19 protein-coding genes and 1 other annotated feature are annotated in these 17,701 nt (G+C 36.6%); all 19 genes read right to left on the reverse strand.

The window, feature by feature from the left end:
- Positions 1-152: 152 nt before the first annotated feature.
- The 19 genes from ileS to murB all read right to left on the reverse strand — a co-directional run bounded on the left by ileS (position 153) and on the right by murB (position 17,686).
- Positions 153-2,921: an isoleucine--tRNA ligase gene (gene ileS / locus ACMW72_RS01455; protein ID WP_418367057.1), complete on the reverse strand. Its 2,769-nt coding sequence runs from the start codon at positions 2,919-2,921 to the stop codon at positions 153-155.
- Positions 2,922-2,995: 74 nt separating this feature from the next.
- Positions 2,996-3,212, reverse strand: a binding site (T-box leader).
- Between the two features lie 62 nt (positions 3,213-3,274).
- Positions 3,275-3,769 (reverse strand): DivIVA domain-containing protein, encoded by a 495-nt coding sequence (locus ACMW72_RS01460; RefSeq protein WP_418367058.1) that lies wholly within the window; start codon positions 3,767-3,769, stop codon positions 3,275-3,277.
- 93 nt (positions 3,770-3,862) lie between these two features.
- A complete protein-coding gene (locus tag ACMW72_RS01465; protein WP_418367059.1) occupies positions 3,863-4,642 on the reverse strand; it encodes an RNA-binding protein in 780 nt (259 codons plus the stop codon).
- 6 nt (positions 4,643-4,648) lie between these two features.
- Positions 4,649-4,924 carry a YggT family protein gene (locus ACMW72_RS01470; protein WP_418367060.1) on the reverse strand — a complete coding sequence of 92 codons (276 nt, stop codon included), beginning with the start codon at positions 4,922-4,924 and terminating at the stop codon, positions 4,649-4,651.
- A gap of 31 nt (positions 4,925-4,955) precedes the next feature.
- Complete coding sequence (locus tag ACMW72_RS01475; protein ID WP_418367377.1) at positions 4,956-5,354, reverse strand: cell division protein SepF; 399 nt, start codon at positions 5,352-5,354, stop codon at positions 4,956-4,958.
- Positions 5,355-5,385: 31 nt separating this feature from the next.
- Positions 5,386-6,066 (reverse strand): YggS family pyridoxal phosphate-dependent enzyme, encoded by a 681-nt coding sequence (locus ACMW72_RS01480; protein ID WP_418367061.1) that lies wholly within the window; start codon positions 6,064-6,066, stop codon positions 5,386-5,388.
- Complete coding sequence (pgeF, locus tag ACMW72_RS01485) at positions 6,066-6,899, reverse strand: peptidoglycan editing factor PgeF (protein ID WP_418367062.1); 834 nt, start codon at positions 6,897-6,899, stop codon at positions 6,066-6,068. The genes ACMW72_RS01480 and pgeF overlap by 1 nt, the downstream gene beginning before the upstream one ends.
- A gap of 162 nt (positions 6,900-7,061) precedes the next feature.
- Positions 7,062-7,352 carry a YlmC/YmxH family sporulation protein gene (locus tag ACMW72_RS01490; RefSeq protein WP_418367378.1) on the reverse strand — a complete coding sequence of 97 codons (291 nt, stop codon included), beginning with the start codon at positions 7,350-7,352 and terminating at the stop codon, positions 7,062-7,064.
- A gap of 74 nt (positions 7,353-7,426) precedes the next feature.
- Positions 7,427-8,206 (reverse strand): RNA polymerase sporulation sigma factor SigG, encoded by a 780-nt coding sequence (sigG, locus tag ACMW72_RS01495; protein ID WP_418367063.1) that lies wholly within the window; start codon positions 8,204-8,206, stop codon positions 7,427-7,429.
- A 64-nt stretch (positions 8,207-8,270) separates the two neighbouring features.
- The gene (gene sigE, locus ACMW72_RS01500) at positions 8,271-8,993 is read right to left on the reverse strand and encodes an RNA polymerase sporulation sigma factor SigE (protein WP_418367064.1); all 723 of its coding nucleotides are present in this window, start codon (positions 8,991-8,993) and stop codon (positions 8,271-8,273) included.
- 26 nt (positions 8,994-9,019) lie between these two features.
- Complete coding sequence (gene spoIIGA, locus ACMW72_RS01505) at positions 9,020-9,931, reverse strand: sigma-E processing peptidase SpoIIGA (RefSeq protein WP_418367065.1); 912 nt, start codon at positions 9,929-9,931, stop codon at positions 9,020-9,022.
- Positions 9,932-10,258: 327 nt separating this feature from the next.
- Positions 10,259-11,353 (reverse strand): cell division protein FtsZ, encoded by a 1,095-nt coding sequence (gene ftsZ, locus ACMW72_RS01510; RefSeq protein WP_418367066.1) that lies wholly within the window; start codon positions 11,351-11,353, stop codon positions 10,259-10,261.
- Between the two features lie 42 nt (positions 11,354-11,395).
- The gene (ftsA, locus tag ACMW72_RS01515; protein WP_418367067.1) at positions 11,396-12,646 is read right to left on the reverse strand and encodes a cell division protein FtsA; all 1,251 of its coding nucleotides are present in this window, start codon (positions 12,644-12,646) and stop codon (positions 11,396-11,398) included.
- Positions 12,647-12,851: 205 nt separating this feature from the next.
- Positions 12,852-13,211 carry a small basic family protein gene (locus tag ACMW72_RS01520; protein ID WP_418367068.1) on the reverse strand — a complete coding sequence of 120 codons (360 nt, stop codon included), beginning with the start codon at positions 13,209-13,211 and terminating at the stop codon, positions 12,852-12,854.
- The gene (locus ACMW72_RS01525; protein WP_418367069.1) at positions 13,211-13,930 is read right to left on the reverse strand and encodes a DUF881 domain-containing protein; all 720 of its coding nucleotides are present in this window, start codon (positions 13,928-13,930) and stop codon (positions 13,211-13,213) included. The genes ACMW72_RS01520 and ACMW72_RS01525 overlap by 1 nt, the downstream gene beginning before the upstream one ends.
- A 7-nt stretch (positions 13,931-13,937) precedes the next feature.
- The gene (locus ACMW72_RS01530; RefSeq protein ID WP_418367070.1) at positions 13,938-14,678 is read right to left on the reverse strand and encodes a DUF881 domain-containing protein; all 741 of its coding nucleotides are present in this window, start codon (positions 14,676-14,678) and stop codon (positions 13,938-13,940) included.
- Positions 14,665-15,429, reverse strand: coding sequence for a cell division protein FtsQ/DivIB (locus tag ACMW72_RS01535; RefSeq protein WP_418367071.1), 765 nt, complete (start codon positions 15,427-15,429; stop codon positions 14,665-14,667). Before ACMW72_RS01535 ends, ACMW72_RS01530 begins: the two co-directional genes overlap by 14 nt.
- Positions 15,430-15,499: 70 nt before the next feature.
- Complete coding sequence (murA, locus tag ACMW72_RS01540; protein ID WP_418367072.1) at positions 15,500-16,765, reverse strand: UDP-N-acetylglucosamine 1-carboxyvinyltransferase; 1,266 nt, start codon at positions 16,763-16,765, stop codon at positions 15,500-15,502.
- Between the two features lie 15 nt (positions 16,766-16,780).
- Positions 16,781-17,686: a UDP-N-acetylmuramate dehydrogenase gene (gene murB, locus ACMW72_RS01545; RefSeq protein ID WP_418367073.1), complete on the reverse strand. Its 906-nt coding sequence runs from the start codon at positions 17,684-17,686 to the stop codon at positions 16,781-16,783.
- Positions 17,687-17,701 lie beyond the last annotated feature (15 nt).

Here is a 17,701-nt window from a genome sequence, read left to right on the forward strand (position 1 = left end):
AAACAAACTGACTTGGTTGATTACATAAAGTCAAGTTAAGTTATCATAGTCTGGTGGATCAACAATTTCTCTTTAGAAATAACATCCATACCCGGGCGCAAACGATAAAAGCTTAGGGCTGATTGAGCCCTAAGCTTTTATTTTTACCTTACTTATTCAGTTACTAAATGACTATAATGCTTCTCTACAATATCAGCACAACTTGGGCAGAGTTCTTCATGTTTCTTACCAACCTCTGGGCTTACCACCCAACAACGTTGACACTTTTCTCCTTCTGCCGGTGTAACGAGAACATGAAGACCTTCTAACTCCATGGCATCAGCTGGAGCTTCATGATCGTGTACATATACTTGGGAAACGATAAATAGTTTATCTAACTCATCAAATTGACGAAGTAATTCGGCCACTTCTTGTGATGGATAGATGTACACCGCTGCTTGTAAAGAATGACCAATCACTTTATCTTTTCTTGCTACTTCAAGGGCTTTTAAGACCTCATCACGAACTTTCAAGAATCGGTTCCATTTCTCCATTAACTGCTGATCCACTTCGATATGGGACCAGTCAGGCATTTCCGTTAATTGAACACTAATCTCCTCTACACCAGGAATATACTTCCACACTTCATCAGCCGTATGGGGAAGGATCGGTGCAATTAATTTGACTAAAGCTAATAAAACTTCATACAACACGGTTTGCGCAGCTTTCCTTGAAGGCGAATGTAAGGGTTGAATGTAAAGACGATCCTTAACGATATCTAAATAGAATGCACTCATATCGACGGTACAGAAGTTGTGAATCGATTGATAAACAGTATGGAATTCATATTCATCATAGGCTTTGATGACTTTATCAATGAGCAGCTTCGTTTTCATCATGGCATATTTGTCTAGTTCATTCATTTTGTCAAGAGGCACTTTATCCGTCTTTGGATCAAATCCCTCTAAGTTTCCGACTAAGAAACGAAGGGTATTGCGAATCTTCCGATAAACTTCTGAGATTTGTTTTAAGATATTATCCGAAATACGCACATCCGCTTGATAGTCAACCGATGCCACCCATAGACGAAGAATATCTGCCCCGAGTTGATCCATAATCTTTTGGGGAACAATCACGTTTCCTAAGGATTTGGACATCTTTCTCCCTTCGCCATCTAAGGTAAAACCATGGCTTAATACCGCCTTATATGGCGCTTTTCCAGTAACAGCAACACTTGTAGATAGGGAAGAGTTAAACCAACCGCGATATTGGTCAGAGCCCTCAAGATAGAGATCAGCAGGACGACGCAGTTCTTCTCTTTGGGTAAGCACCCCTTCGTGACTGGAACCAGAATCAAACCAAACATCCATAATATCCGTTTCTTTTCTAAAGTGAGTGCCGCCACAGGATGGACATTGATATCCTTCAGGCATTAATTCATGGGCCTCTCTTGCAAACCAAACATTTGTGCCTTCTTTTTCAACCAACTTGATTAGATGATTAATGGTATCATCATTTAAAATCGTTTCGCCGCAATCTTGACAATAGAAGATCGGAATAGGCACTCCCCAAATCCGTTGACGGGAAATACACCAATCACCACGTTCGGCAATCATATTATGGAGACGCTGTTCACCCCAATGTGGGACCCATTTAACATTTTTAATTTCCTCCAACATTTGTTGGCGAATTTTATCAATGGAAGCAAACCATTGTTCTGTCGCACGGAAAATCACAGGCTGTTTCGTCCGCCAGTCATGAGGATATTGATGTTTGATAAAGCCAAGTTTTAACAATTTGCCGACTTCATCTAGTTTCTTCGTCACTTCTTTGTTGGCATCCTCATAGAACATTCCCTCAAAACCTGGAGCATCACTAGTGAACTTCCCTTGGTCATCAATGGGGGATAAAACATCAAGACCATATTTTTGACCTACATAAAAGTCATCTTCCCCATGTCCAGGAGCGGTATGGACGCAACCTGTACCTGCATCTAATGTAACATGTTCCCCTAACATCACTAGGGATGTACGATCATAGAATGGATGTTGACAAAGAACACCTTCTAATTCTTCTCCTTTAAATTCTTGAAGGATTTCTACTTCTTCAAAGCCAATCTCAGCTTTCACTTGATCCAATAACTCCTTGGCAACAAGGTACTGTTGGTTATTGGCCTTAAAAAGTACATATTGGTATTCTGGATGAATGGAGATTCCTAAGTTTGCAGGTATGGTCCATGGGGTTGTGGTCCAAATGACAATATTCGAACCTTTTGGTAGTTTTCCTTTCCCATCTACTACTTCAAAAACCACATAAATCGATGGAGATTTCTTTTCTTTATATTCAATCTCTGCTTCAGCAAGAGCAGACTCGGATGATGGAGACCAATAAACAGGCTTTAATCCTTTGTAAATTAAACCTTTCTTCGCCATCTCTCCAAAAACCCGAAGTTGTCTTGCTTCGTATTCTGGTTTTAGTGTGATATAGGGGTTATCAAAATCCCCGCGTACACCAAGGCGTTTAAATTGCTCTTTTTGCTTTTCTACATAAGAAAGAGCATAGTCACGACACATATTACGGAACTCGATGGGACTGATTTCATGGCGGTTGATTTTTTGATTCTTAATAATCGCATGTTCGATAGGTAGGCCATGAGTATCCCATCCCGGAACGTAAGGAGCATCATAACCTTGCATCGTTTTAAAGCGAACAATAAAATCCTTTAATACCTTATTTAAGGCATGGCCAATATGAATATCGCCATTTGCATAAGGCGGTCCATCATGAAGGATAAACTTTGGTTTTCCTTTTTGTTTTTCTTGGACTTTATGGTAGATATCAACTTCGTCCCACCATTTTTGAATTTCTGGCTCTTTATTTGGCAAATTACCCCGCATTGGAAAATCTGTTTTTAACAGATTTAATGTTTTTGTATAATCCACCTTCTTCACTCCTCATGATTTTTTTCTATCGTAACAATGATACTAAAGGAATAAAAAAACCTTCTCAACCCAAATCTAGGGACGAGAAGGTTACCCGCGGTACCACCCTAATAGCTAAAAGCCACTTCATTCAGATAACGGCATACACCGACTTTTCCTACTTGCAGATACTTGCTTTCAGAAAGCAACTCATGGGTGATATTTCAATAAAATGAGATTACTAGGCTTCCACCAATCCCTAGCTCGCTTGGAATCCATTCTAATGAAACGTGTCCCAATCATAGTTTTTTGTATTTAAGATATATAATGAACAAATATACATTAATTATCGACAAAAAGTCAACGTTTATACGTCAATTATCTTTTTCTAATTGCTCAAGAGAATCAAGTTGTTCCATTTCATCCCATGCTTTTTCATCCAACATCTCTAATTGTGCTTCTAAAAGAGTACGGAATCGTTTGCGATAAATACTTGCTTTTTTCTTTAATTCCTCAATTTCTAAAGCGATGGTTCTTGCTTTAATCAATGCTTCATTAATGATGCGGTCAGCATTTTTTTCTGCCTCTTTGATGATTAATTGAGCTTCTTTTTTGGCATTGGCTTTCACTTCTTCCGCAGTTTCTTGAGCAACTATAATCGATTTGCTTAAACTTTCTTCAATATTGGTAAAATGTTGTAATCTTTCATTGGCTTGAAGAATTTTTTCTTCTAAATCTTTATTTTGACGGATCAACGCTTCATAATCCTTAATAATTTGATCAAGAAATTCATTCACTTCATCTTCATCATACCCACGGAATGCTCGACTAAATTCTTTATTATGTATATCCAGCGGTGTTAAAGGCACCAAAAACACCTCCAAAAAGTATATGATCGAAAATCTTTTTCGATTTCAATTTCGACATCAAAGGGAAAAATCCTTCATTTTCTTGCAACTTTTTTAAATGATTTTCCCTACTTTTATCAAGATTCGACCTTTTTTTGTTGTTCCATCTTCCTCTAAGATTTTAAATCGGCCAAATTTTCTTAACGATACCATATCGCCAACTTCTAGTTTGTAATCAACTTGATCTACAATTTGCCAATTCACTTTTAAGTGTTTTCCTTTAATCCATTCTGCTACTTTTGAACGAGATTGACGAAAAACATGAGCCACGACAGTATCCACCCGTAAAGAATGTACTGTAAATTGTAAATTCTCATATTGGATTAAAGGAGGATTTAAATGATCCCTTGTAATCGACTCTAAATTGATCTTGGTTTTGCCAATTTGCTTGAGTTCCATCCTTACGTAATCTGCTACTTCACTTGCTACGATCAATTGTTTTGTGGTATCCGTGATTAAAATGTCGCCAAATTTTTCTCGTTTTAAGCCAATGTTTAATAATGCACCTAACACATCTTTATGGGTGATTACGAAAAATTTATTTTCACCATAGATTTGAAAATAATGAAGCCCTAAATCTTCTTCTGAATAAAAATATGATGGAGCGATCAAAATTCTACCCCGTTCTGCCTCCTGATAACCTCCATCAAAAAACATCGTCAAATCCATATAAGAATTAACGATGTTTTGTACAATGACCTTTTGTCTTGGATCAACAAAATCCGTTCTAATCGGCTTGTGGCTTAGTGAAACTCGTTCACAAAAATCGATTACTCTTTCAACAAATGGTTGTTCCTCTTTGCGGTAATGATTTAATATATGTTCAAATTTCATCTGTTGTTACCCCAATATTGTAAAAAGATAACCAAGAACAGAATTGGCTCCTAAATAGATAAACCATAATGCGATTAATGCCGCAATAGGTGAAATATCGATCATCCCAATTGGCGGGATTAATCTGCGAAATGGACGTAAATACGGTTCAACGAGCCGAGCTAATAACTCGCCAATTGGACTATGTGCTAACTGTGGTAACCAAGACATAATAATGTATGCCAAGATCATATAATAATAAATCCTATAAGCGTAGTATAGTATTGTCATTAATGCTACCATGCTGTCACCCTTTACTGTTTATTTTCAATCGTTATTCTTCAATCATCTCCGTAATCGTACCTTCAATGGTAATATTTTCAGGTGTTAAGACAAAAATACTTGCTCCAACTTTTGAAATTTCTCCATTTAATGCATAAACACAACCGCTTAAGAAATCAACCATACGCCTTGCTTGATCCGAATTCATTCGTTGAAGATTAACAATCACAGGACGATGTAAACGCAAATAATCAGCGATTTGTTGCGCTTCTTCATAGGACCTAGGTTCGGATAAAATCACCTTGACATTTTTTTGGCTATGTATGCTAACTACGTTATTTTTATGCTTACGACTAGGTAAAAATTCTTCTTCTCTAACCTCTTCTTCTTGTTCTTCAGTGATCTCTTCTTCCTCATCGTTTAGGCCAAGAAAACCCATCAGCTTCCCCATCATAAGAAAACGCTCCTCCTTTTCTTTCCCTTTAATTTTTAAATAAAACACTTCCTAAACGGATAAAAGTTGCTCCTTCTTCGATCGCAATTTCAAAATCGTTCGACATTCCCATCGATAATTCTTTTATCGGTTCATGAAAGATTTTTTGTTGATTAATCTGATCTCTCCATTCTCGGAGACTTCTAAAGACAGAACGAATCAGCTCTTGATTCGCCGTATAAGGTGCCATTGTCATTAAGCCTACCACTTGAATGGTATCATATTGGCGAATCGCCTTGCAAAATTCGATTAATTCGTCAGGATTGACGCCACCTTTGCTCTCTTCACCTGAAATATTCACCTGAATGAAACATTTCACTTTTGTTTGTAATTGGTTTGCCCGTTTATGGATCGCCTCTGCCAAAGAGAGCCTATCCAAAGAATGAATATAATCGAACTTTCCAACGACTTGTTTAACCTTATTCGTCTGCAAATGGCCGATAAAATGCCAGACTCCCATTGAAGATAATGCTTCGTATTTAGGAAGCGCGTATTGAACCCTGTTCTCGCCAATATGTTCGATACCTAAGTCAAGCACTTCTCTTGTCTGTTCGATTCCAACGTATTTCGTAACTGCAATCATCTTCACTTCATTTTCTTCTCGCTTACTTTTTTCACACGCCTTTTTTATTCTTTGCTTTACTTGTTGAATATTTTCTTTTAGGGACATTATGACTCATCCTTCCTTAAGCCAATCCAAGCCGCCATTCGACCTGTTTTCCCTTTGTCTTTTCGATGGGAGAAGAATAAATGATGATCACAACTGGTACAATATGAAGAAACTTCGATATGATTCGGCAAAATTCCTGCATGAATTAGTATTTGTTGGTTTAATTTTTTTAAATCTAAATCATAATGTCCATTGTTTTTGTCGAAAATGATATCCTCCGGAATAAAAGAAAATGTAGATTGAATGGGCTGGATCACTTTTCCATCAACTTCATAACAACATTGCCCAATCGAAGGGCCGATTGCAACATGAATATCTTCACGATTTGATCCAAAGGCAAACACAAAAGTTTCGATCATTTTTTCTGCTATTTTCAATTGTGTTCCTTTCCAACCAGCATGAGCTAGACCAATTACTTTTTTTACTGGGTCTAGAAAAAATAATGGGACACAATCGGCATAAAATGATGTAAGTAAAATATTCGGTTCATTCGTAACCATTCCATCTGTATCTTGAATCGCATCTTCTCGTGATAATCGCCCTTTTCCTCGTTTCTCTTTAGAAATGATCTCGATATGATTCCCATGAACTTGTTCAGCTGATGTCCATGCATCAAAAGAAAAACCTAAAGCGTTCGTAAGCATTTTACGGTTGCTAATCACATCTTCTTCTTGATCGTTAACATGGAGGGCTAAATTCATCGTGGCATAAAAACCTTTACTTACTCCACCCTTTTTCGTACTAAATCCGACATTTAAACCAGGAACAAGTTTTTGCCATGATTTGATCACAAGATGGGGAATGGGTTGCTCCTGTAATTGAAATGGTTCCATCTCATCCACTCCTTTTTCACATTTTATCATATTGACTATCTTCATTGAATATAGCATATGAACTTATGTTCAAGGCTTTCAAACTTAAAATAGGTTTGTAATATACAAACCCAAAAGCTACAAAAAAAAAAGACAAGGAACTAAATCCTTGCCATCTATTCATTAATATTTTTTAAACGGATCAGCATCATCACCAGATTCGATTGACCGAAATGCACGATGATCATCCAGCTTTACCAATACCACATCAAGGCCAATCTTCACAATATTCTTCCAAGGAATGATATACTCCGTACCATTCCCGAATAGACCAAATAACTTCCCTTGATTCGGGATGACCAATGCCTCAACTCGACCAGTTTTTAAATCGATTTCAACATCCTGCACAATACCCAATTTTTTACCATCATAAATATTTACAACATCCTTAGTCTGAAACTCAGAAATTTTGATCATGATACTCACCTATCTTCTTCTGGTCTTTTAATATATATATGTAAGATAGGTGAAAAATGTACGAACGATTTTCAAGCGCGAATATATTTTTGCATTTGATGAATCGCAGCTTTTTCTAATCTAGAAACTTGTGCTTGTGAAATTCCAATCTCCTCAGCGACCTCCATCTGTGTTTTCCCTTCATAGAACCTCATGGATAGAATCATTTTTTCCCGCTCATTTAATCGATCAAGAGCTTGTTTGATTGCGATTTCTTCTAACCATTGAACGTCTTTATTCTTATCGTCACTAATTTGATCCATGACATAAATGGGATCGCCGCCATCATGGTAAATGGGTTCAAATAAGGAGACAGGGTCTTGAATGGCATCCAAAGCAAAAACAACATCTTCCTTTGGTACATTTAAAGCTTCAGAAATTTCATAAATGGTTGGTTCGCTTGCTTTTTGATTGGTAAGGGAATCGCGAACCTGTAAGGCTTTATAGGCAATATCCCTAATAGACCTTGAGACACGGATCGGATTATTGTCCCTTAAATAACGACGGATTTCGCCAATAATCATTGGCACCGCATAGGTGGAGAATTTTACATTTTGACTTAAATCGAAATTATCAATCGCTTTCATTAAACCGATGCATCCAACTTGAAAAAGATCATCCACATATTCCCCTCGATTATTAAAGCGTTGAATCACACTTAAAACTAAGCGAAGGTTGCCATTGATTAATTGTTCTCTTGCAGATCGATCTCCATTTTGGAGCTTCACAAATAGTTCTTTCATGACATCATTCTTGAGTACAGGCAGTTTCGATGTATCTACACCACATATTTCAACTTTATTTCTTGACATTCTTCTCCCTCCTATCGGAGTACCAGATATGTAAAGTATCTCCTCGGAGGGAATATTTTATGCTTTAAGTCATCTTATTAAATTCTTTTCGCAATCGTCTGATTATTTTCTTTTCAAGGCGTGAAATGTAAGATTGGGAAATTCCGAGCATATCAGCAACATCTTTTTGCGTTTTTTCGACGCCATCTTTTAAACCAAAACGAAGCTCCATAATCATTTTTTCTCGATCACTTAACTTTTCCAATGCTTTTTTCAATATTTTTTTATCTACTTCTTCTTCGATATTGCGGAAAATGGTATCATTTTCTGTTCCTAAAATATCGGATAATAATAATTCGTTTCCATCCCAATCGATATTTAATGGTTCGTCAAAAGAGACCTCAGTTTTCATTTTATTATTTCGTCGTAAATACATGAGGATTTCATTTTCAATACAACGAGAAGCATATGTTGCCAGCTTAATATTTTTTTCTGTATCAAAAGTATTCACCGCTTTTATTAAACCAATCGATCCAATTGAAACGAGATCTTCAATGCTAACACCGGTATTATCAAATTTTCTTGCAATATAAACCACGAGTCGAAGATTTCTTTCTATTAACATCGTTTTGACTGCTGGATCACCTTTTGGCAGTTTTTCTAATAAATGTTCTTCCTCTTCCTTTGTTAATGGTGGTGGAAGAGTGTCGCTACCGCCAATATAATAAACTTCCTCAGACTTTAATCCCAGTAAAAATAAAAGACGATACCAAATAAGAATCAATTGGATCTTCCATTTCTTAATCATTTGAGACCCCCTTGAAAAGCAATTTTTTACGATGCGATCAATAATTCCGGATGAATAATCGCTTGGTAAGACCTGTCAATCGATAATTGACCATAGTCTAAACCAATGAGAACCTTATTTGTCTCTATACGTTTTTCTCCGTTTTGGATCACCACCTTATCTGGCCGTAATGCCAGAAGAAATTGCATTTCTTTCGCCACACTACGAAATGGAATCAAATGAATTCTTGATAACCAATTTGGATCAATCTTATCGGCAATTTGTTCAAATTTATCCAATATAAATTGACGATTGTCAAAAGCTTGCTGAAGAACATCAGGTAAAATCGTAAGATCCTTAGCTTCGATGATTAATACCGGTTTTCGCGAAATAGGATCATAAAGTTGGTTCCCTGTATCCACTAATCCTTTGAATTGATAAGATTGATTTAATATGGTCAGTTCAACATCTACCAAATCCTGTTGTATCAATGTTTTTCTTCTTAGCGAATAATAGGTCTTATTCGAAAATAACCAAATCATAACTGGAGCGATGACAAGAAAAAGAAGATAAACAATGGAACCAGAAGAATGATGTATATAGATCCCATTGATGATTTCATGATCAATCTGTAGAAGGTATTGAAGTCCAAACACACCACCCCCAAATACAAAAGATACAAAATAAAATGTTGCCAACATTCGAATAAAATGGAAGAGATGAATAAAACCAAAAGATATAAGAACCATTGCTATAGAAACTAAGATTTTGGTTAAAAGAATATGAACAATCGTAAGAGACGGGATAAGAAAAATAAACGTATAACAAGCACCGATTCCAGCTCCCATGAACAAACGAAATTTTTTACTATTTAGTTGAAGAAATTTCCCTGTCGTCCATAAGATCAAATAATCAATGATAAAATTTAATAAAAATACGAAATCGGCATAAACAACCATCTTCTCCGCCCCTATTCGTTACCTCACTGAGACTATTTTTTTCATATAACTTGTAAGAATGAGAAAAGTATATAATAAAAATATATTCAAAGTCTGTCTAAACTTGCCGACAAGCTATCAATTTTTTTGTCAGCAAAACAAATTTTTTAGCGAAAAACTGAGATAAATAGGTTTGTATATTCCAACGCGCTTTGTTGTCCGTGTATTTCTTTGTAAGTTTTCCCTCCTACCGTTTATTCAGGGAGAACCGTAAGGTTAGGAGCAGTTAGAATATACAAGCCATAAAAAAAATAGACCATAAATGGTCTATTGAGAAAAGTTCATTTATTATTTATTACGATTTCTTAAAAATGTGGGAATATCTAAATTATCACTAATTTGAGTATTGAATGGTTTAATGTTTACATTCCCTTTGTTCCCTAAATGTTGTTGATCTTTTAAAGATTTTTGCGAAGGCTGACCAGATTTTTCTTCGTCAAACCCTGTTGCGATGACGGTCACAATGATTTCATCTTTTAAATTCTCATTTATGACAGCCCCAAAGATCATATTGACTTCAGGATCAGATGAAGATGCGACAATATCTGCAGCTTCATTTACTTCGTAAAGACTTAGATTTGTGCCACCAGTAATATTCATCAATACACCCTTTGCTCCGTTAATAGAAGTTTCAAGAAGAGGACTGCAAATTGCCTTTTTCGCTGCTTCGGCTGCACGATTTTCTCCAGTAGCAATCCCAATCCCCATTAGCGCCGAACCTTTCTCTGTCATAATCGTTTTTACATCAGCAAAATCTAAGTTAATTAAACCAGGAACTGCAATTAAGTCGGAAATTCCTTGTACGCCTTGTCGTAATACATTATCCGCTAGGCGAAAGGCTTCCAACATCGGTGTATTTTTATCGACGATTTCCAATAGACGATCGTTAGGAATGACAATTAGGGTATCCACTTTTTCTTTGAGAGCTTGTATCCCCATTTCAGCTTGAGCTTGTCTTTTTCTTCCTTCAAAACTAAATGGGCGAGTTACAACACCTACTGTTAGGGCACCAAGTTCCTTTGCGATTTCGGCAATGACAGGAGCTGCTCCCGTTCCTGTTCCGCCACCCATACCTGCCGTAACAAAAACCATATCCGCTCCTTTAAGCAGGTTTTCAAGTACTTCTCTACTTTCCTCTGCTGCTTTTTTTCCAATCTCAGGATTCGCACCAGCTCCTAATCCTCTTGTTAACTTTTCACCGATCTGTGATTTATGTTCAGCTAATGAACGGTTTAACGCTTGAGCATCCGTATTAACGGCGATAAATTCAACACCTTTTACCCCAGCTTCAATCATACGGTTAACGGCATTACTTCCTCCGCCACCAACACCAATGACTTTAATTTGTGCTAATTGCTCCATTTCAAGGTCAAATTCTAACATGAATATCCCCCTTACTCATCATAGGCACGCATTTCTGGATGATTAAATAAATTCACTAAACCAATTTTTTACTCGTTCAAAAGAACTTAATCCTTTTGATTTACGAGCAGACTGTTTTGAAGGAGTTGTAGATACAGCTTGTTTCATTTGGTTTGAAGCTTTTTTATATCTCTTTGCTGCATAGAGGATTAAACCGACTCCACTCGTGTAAGAAGGGTCTCTTACGCCAATGTAATCAGGCATGGAAATTCGTACAGATGAATGAAATTCTTCTTGGGCTACTGACAAAATTCCATTCATGGCTACAACCCCACCTGTTAAAACATAGCCGCCTGGTAATTCATTCGTATAACCCATTCGATAAATTTCCTGTAGAACCAATTGAAACATTTCTCGAATCCGCGGTTCTATAATAAAAGCAATATCTTTTTGATTAAACTCTTTCTCCACATTACTACCAATGCGAGTAACTTTAAATTTTTCTTCTTCAGAAGCCTCTTCAATACTAGCAACACCAAATTTCATCTTAACTTTTTCAGCGACGTCAAACTGAGTGCGAAGTCCAATCGATATGTCATTTGTGATATATTCCCCACCAATTGGTAGAACGCTCAATTTTGTAAGGCCACCTTGTTCGTAAACAGAGATGGTGGTTACTCCCTCACCCATATCGATTAAAGCAACTCCAAGATTCATTTCGTCTTTGGAAAGAGCAACTTGACTTGTCGCTAATGGCGTTAAGATAAAGCCGGCAATCTTTAATCCCGCTTTTTCAATGGTTCGTATTAAATTATGTATGATGGTTTTTGCACCAGTGATAATGGTCGCCTCGACCTCAAGGCGGACACCAATCATTCCTCTTGGATCATGAATACTACTTAAACCATCTACCATGAATTGTTTAGGAACTACATCGATAATTTCTCGATCAGGAGGTAAAGGAATCACTTTTGCAGCCTGAATCACTCGATCTATATCTACATCGCCGATTTCTCGGTCTTCACTAGAAACGGCGACTACACCATGGCTCGTTTCTAATTCAATATGATTACCAGAGATACCTACAAACACGTCTTCTATCGTAATTCCTACCATTCTCTCAGCATGATCTACTGCTTGACGAATCGATTGTACTGTTTGGTCGATATCGATAATGGCTCCCTTTTTCATTCCTAAGGAGTCAGCGGTTCCAACACCGATAATATTTAATGATCCATTATTCATTTCGCCAATGATTACTCGAACCTTGGACGTACCGATGTCTAAACTAACGATTACGTCGTTGTTGCCCAATCCTTGGCACCTCCTTTATTTTTCGATAGATTCAATTCTATTATACTAACGAGAAAACGAATGAACGAGAACAAAATTGTTTTCAAACAAATATACTAATTTATAATTTAACATATTTATAATTCAACATAATTTTGTTTTTCCCTTTTTTTTCGATCACTTTTTCTAATATTTTTTAGAAAAATCCCAAAATGATCATTTATGCCTATTCCTGAGTCTTTTGACCTATTTTCGGAAATTTGTCCAACAAGATTCTACGAATGACCGCAATATTATTAAATAATCTTACACCAAACGCCACGATTGCAGCTAGATAAAGATCAACGCCTAATTGAACCCCAATAAAAACAATTCCAGCTGCAAGCAAGGTATTAAAAAAGAAACCAGAAATAAACACAGTCGAATCAAAAGTTTTTTGCAAGTTAGCCCGAATACCACCAAAAACGGTATCCAATGCAGCCAATACAGCGATGGATAGGTAATTACTATATGCTTCAGGTACACGAATATCTGCATTGAATCCTAAGAAAAGTCCTATTAAAAGAGCTAAAATGGGAAGCCACATTATTTTTCACCAACTTCTTTTGGTTTCATATATTTTGGTTGAATATCTCCTACATAAGCAGGAACTTCTATTTCGTCTTTTTTCTCTATAACTAATTCTTTATTTAAAAGTTTAAAATAATCGAATAAACCTGCTACCTGTAATCCTGCTTTCATTTTTTCTTGATCTCCTATGGCATTGATTTGATAGGGAAACTGGATAAATTGCTGATTCACTTGAATCTGATTTCCTACATTGCGAATGGCAGTATTCGCAATAATCCTTTGGCCATTAATAGAAATGGCTTGTGCTCCATTCGCAAATAATTCATTGATTAGTGTTCGTAGATCTTCATCAACCACCATATTTTCAATTCCTTGATCAGAATTTGCTTGTCCGTTTGATTGAATCGTGAGGATTAGCCCTTTTCCCTTTACTGGAATAAGACCAGCCAACATTTGAGACTTCTTTAATTCTTCTTTCATGATATCAGTTGTTTCTTGGTTTTTATGATTATTTTTATATTGAGACAGAAGTTCCTGCTTTTTTTCCAGATCTTTTAAAAGCGCTTCTTTTCTTTCCATTTCTTTACTTAAATCTGACCGAAGTTCTGTAATATCCCTTGAATTAGAAGACAAGATTTCTTGTGTTGAATGATATTGAATGGAAATCATAAAGCCAGTAATCATACTGATCAAAATAATCACTGATGGGATTTTCTTTTTCATAAAATGGGACATCTTTTGATCATTCTCCTACCTGAGAAGTGTTTAATAGAGACAGTTTATTGGAATTTGTCGTACCCACATAACTTGGTATTACAATTTTATCTTTTTTTTCTGTGGTGATTTGAATTTCCCAATTTCGTAAGGTTTGTAGTACTCCTCCGGGCATTTCCAAACCACTCAATAATGTGTCAGGGTCACCAATCGCTTTGATCTCAAATGGCGGCGCCTTCTTGATCGAATTCACAAGAATCGTCGGCCCAACACAGGTAATGGTACTTGTAGCGATCATTCGCTCGCCATTGACACTTACAGCTTCTGCACCCGAAGCAAACAATTCATTCACTACTCTACGCAAATCCTGTTCATGAACAATATAGCTCGAAACATCACCTGAAATCTCTTTTGCTTTTTTGCTATCATTTAATGTTACAATGATCCCTGGACCTTCAACATCCATAAAACCTGCTAACATTCGCGTATTATTGAGCGTTTCGTGAATTTCTGCTAGCTCATTTTGATCAGTCTGAGCTTTTTTTTCGATTCGTTGAATCTCATCCTCCACTTCACGAATTTGTTCCTCTAATTGTTTATTTTCTTTTTTTAGATTGACAAGTTTTTCAGAAATGAGTTGCTCTTTATTCCAAGAGTATGTAGTTTCTAGTTGTTCCCGTTTATTTGTAAGCTGATATTGAAATCCGATTAAAAAACCTAAAAATAAAAAAACAACGCTTAAGTAGAACTGTAACTTATTCACTTTCATTCTTCTCACCACGATTTTTAAATTCCTCAAAGCGAATGGATTCAAGCATATAAATATCCCCTAGTTTCGTTGTTTTCCCTTTTACATTTTCGATGATACTTGGATATAAATTCATCTGGCTTGCGAGTTTTTCAAGGGGAACGTGGACCTTATACCCCTCATTCATAATGAGTAAAAGTCTAGTAGGATCATCAACTTGACCATTTTGGCGGATTTCTGAAATTTGTTTGAGAACATGAGGTTGAATTTTTTTTAATTCGTCGATGAGTATCGGAAGAAGTTTTTGATCCTTCCATTCGGTAATAAAAGGACCACTCATATACTGATCCTTTACTGGTTTTTTGAGCAAATAACCATTTTCTAAAATCGGCAACCATTCATTATTTTTTTGGTACAAGTAAGCGATGGGTTGATATTCTATAATTGTAATCTTTAAATGACCAGGAAACTGTTTTTGAACGTCCACTTTTTTGATTTCCTTGAGTTTTATTAATTTTTCTTGTAAAGAAGAAGGGATTAAAAAGAAATACTGCATATTTAAACGAAGATTCCCTTGATCAAAAATTTCTTTTTCCGTTAGAAAATGATTCCCTTGAATCTGTATATCAGTGATTCTACTAATCGATGAGTTAAAAAAAGCAATAATGGCCAGCACAAAAAAGAAAAATAACACGAGTTTTAAAACTCGTCGATTTCCTTTTGGTTTTACTGTTCTCTTTCGATAGGGCGGAATCGTTTGTTCCAAATTCAATACCATCATCCCCCGTCTTTGTTCTGTTTTTTTCACAGTTTTCGTATAAAAAGCGGCATGAAATATGCCGCTACATTTTCTTTATTCGCATTATATTAGCACCTAATGCTTGTAAAGTTTCTTCTAGCTTCTCATAACCGCGATCAATATGATAGATATCATGAACTGTTGTTTTCCCTTCAGCAGCCATTCCAGCAAGAACTAATGCTGCACCAGCCCTTAAATCGGAAGCCACAACTTCTCTACCAAATAAATGATCGACTCCATAAATCGTAGCCAATCGGCCATCTACTTCGATCTTGGCTCCCATTGAAATCAATTGTTTGACATGCTTATATCGAGAATCAAAAACCGTTTCTTCAATAGTACTTATACCATCTGCTATAGATAACAAAACCATAAATTGTGCTTGCATATCTGTTGGAAAACCTGGATAGGGGGATGTTATTATTTTCTTTACTGCTTTAAGGCGTCTATTATCCCTTTTAATAGTCATTATATCATGGTCATTTTCAATTTCAATACCAACATTATGAAGATATTCAATAACCTTAGATAAATGTGCTGGAATCACATTTTTTAAGGTGATTTTACCACCAGTGATCCCAACAGCAGCCATAAATGTTGCTGCAACAATCCGATCAGGAATAATTTGATAATAAGGAACAGAATGAAGCCTCTTTACTCCTTCAATCGTGATCATATCTGTTCCTGCACCAGAGACTTTCGCTCCCAACATATTCAAGAAATTTTGTAAATCGACGATTTCCGGTTCCTTCGCTGGATGAATAATCTTTGTTTCCCCATCAGCTCTTGTGGCAGCCATCATAATGTTTTCTGTTGCACCTACACTAGGGTAATCAAGAACAATAGTAGTCCCTGTCAATCGATCTGCTCGACAAATAATATGGTTTTCTACCTCTTCAATCTTGGCACCTAAAGCTTTTAAACCTTTTATGTGGAGATCAATTTTTCGTTCACCAATGGCACATCCACCTGGTTTTGAAACCGTCACCTCATGAAAACGTGCTAGCAAAGGGCCCATGAGAAAGATCGATGATCTCATTTGCGACATCAATTCTTCAGGTACGACTGTTGATAAAATAGTGCGTGTATCTAAGGAAATGGTATTCTGTTCTCGTTTTACATCTACTCCAAGTCGAGTTAGAATCTGAACCATAACATCAATATCTAATAAACGAGGAACATCATCGATTTGATGGATTCCTTCGGCTAAAAGAGATGCTGCAAGAATCGGTAGTGCTGCGTTTTTTGACCCTTGTATTTTTATGGTTCCATAAAGAGCCCTCCCACCTTCGATGACAAAACTCTCCAAAGTTTCACCTCCGATTTATTCCTCACCCACCACTTCCACTTCAGGTTTTAGCCAGATCTTAAAGGCTTCCCAGACTTTCACCTGAACCATTTTAATTAAGGCGAGAACATCTTTCGCAGTGGCTTGACCAACATTCACGATAAAATTCCCATGGATTGTCGAGATTTGTGCACCACCAATTTGATACCCTTTTAATCCTAATTCTTCGATTAAACGTCCAGCATAATCACCTTCAGGATTGCGAAATATGCTTCCAGCACTAGGTAGGTGGTAGGGTTGTGTCTTGGTACGTCGTTCTTTAAATCGGATCATTTGTTCAATCATTTTTTTTCGATCTCCAGGCTTTAATTGAAAAAGTGCAGATAAAAGAATCCCTTTTTCTTTTTGTAATCGGGATGTTCGATAAGCAAAAGCAAAATCTCGATTCGACCATTTTTCAACTTTTCCATTTTCTAAAAGAACTTCTGCTTCAACAAGTACCTTAGAAATATCAGATCCATGGGCACCAGCATTCATATAGATCGCCCCACCAATTGTTCCAGGAATTCCGCCAGCGAACTCTAATCCAGATAAACTTTGTTTTGCCGCCAAATTAGCAAGACGGATGATCGATACATTGGTACCAACAAATACTTGTTGTCCATGAAATTCGATCTGTTCGAACTCCTTAGAAGCAAGATGGAGAATTGCTCCCCGATAACCTTGATCGAGGACAAGAAGATTCGACCCTCTTCCTATCACTTTCCAAGGAATGTTCTCTTCAGCTAAAATCTTAAGTGTTTCCACTAATTTTTCTCGATTTTTTGGAATAATAAACCCATCACAGGCTCCACCTATTTTCCAAGAAGTATGTTTGGATAATGGTTCATTTTCAAGTATTTCCCCGATATTCGCTTGTTTTAGTCTGTTGATCCAGTTCATGGTTTTCTCTATCCC

This window comes from Tepidibacillus sp. LV47 (genome assembly GCF_048381575.1).
In the GTDB taxonomy this organism is placed as follows: Bacteria; Bacillota; Bacilli; order Tepidibacillales; family Tepidibacillaceae; genus Tepidibacillus.

Coding starts and splice junctions, on each gene's coding strand:
- ACMW72_RS01465 (WP_418367059.1), bottom strand. CDS start 4,642: ATGAAATTTGAACATATATTAAATCATTACCGCAAAGAGGAACAACCA.
- ACMW72_RS01470 (WP_418367060.1), bottom strand. CDS start 4,924: ATGGTAGCATTAATGACAATACTATACTACGCTTATAGGATTTATTAT.
- ACMW72_RS01475 (WP_418367377.1), bottom strand. CDS start 5,354: ATGGGGAAGCTGATGGGTTTTCTTGGCCTAAACGATGAGGAAGAAGAG.
- ACMW72_RS01480 (WP_418367061.1), bottom strand. CDS start 6,066: ATGTCCCTAAAAGAAAATATTCAACAAGTAAAGCAAAGAATAAAAAAG.
- pgeF (WP_418367062.1), bottom strand. CDS start 6,899: ATGGAACCATTTCAATTACAGGAGCAACCCATTCCCCATCTTGTGATC.
- sigG (WP_418367063.1), bottom strand. CDS start 8,206: ATGTCAAGAAATAAAGTTGAAATATGTGGTGTAGATACATCGAAACTG.
- sigE (WP_418367064.1), bottom strand. CDS start 8,993: ATGATTAAGAAATGGAAGATCCAATTGATTCTTATTTGGTATCGTCTT.
- spoIIGA (WP_418367065.1), bottom strand. CDS start 9,931: ATGGTTGTTTATGCCGATTTCGTATTTTTATTAAATTTTATCATTGAT.
- ftsZ (WP_418367066.1), bottom strand. CDS start 11,353: ATGTTAGAATTTGACCTTGAAATGGAGCAATTAGCACAAATTAAAGTC.
- ACMW72_RS01520 (WP_418367068.1), bottom strand. CDS start 13,211: ATGTGGCTTCCCATTTTAGCTCTTTTAATAGGACTTTTCTTAGGATTC.
- ACMW72_RS01525 (WP_418367069.1), bottom strand. CDS start 13,930: ATGTCCCATTTTATGAAAAAGAAAATCCCATCAGTGATTATTTTGATC.
- ACMW72_RS01530 (WP_418367070.1), bottom strand. CDS start 14,678: ATGAAAGTGAATAAGTTACAGTTCTACTTAAGCGTTGTTTTTTTATTT.
- murB (WP_418367073.1), bottom strand. CDS start 17,686: ATGAACTGGATCAACAGACTAAAACAAGCGAATATCGGGGAAATACTT.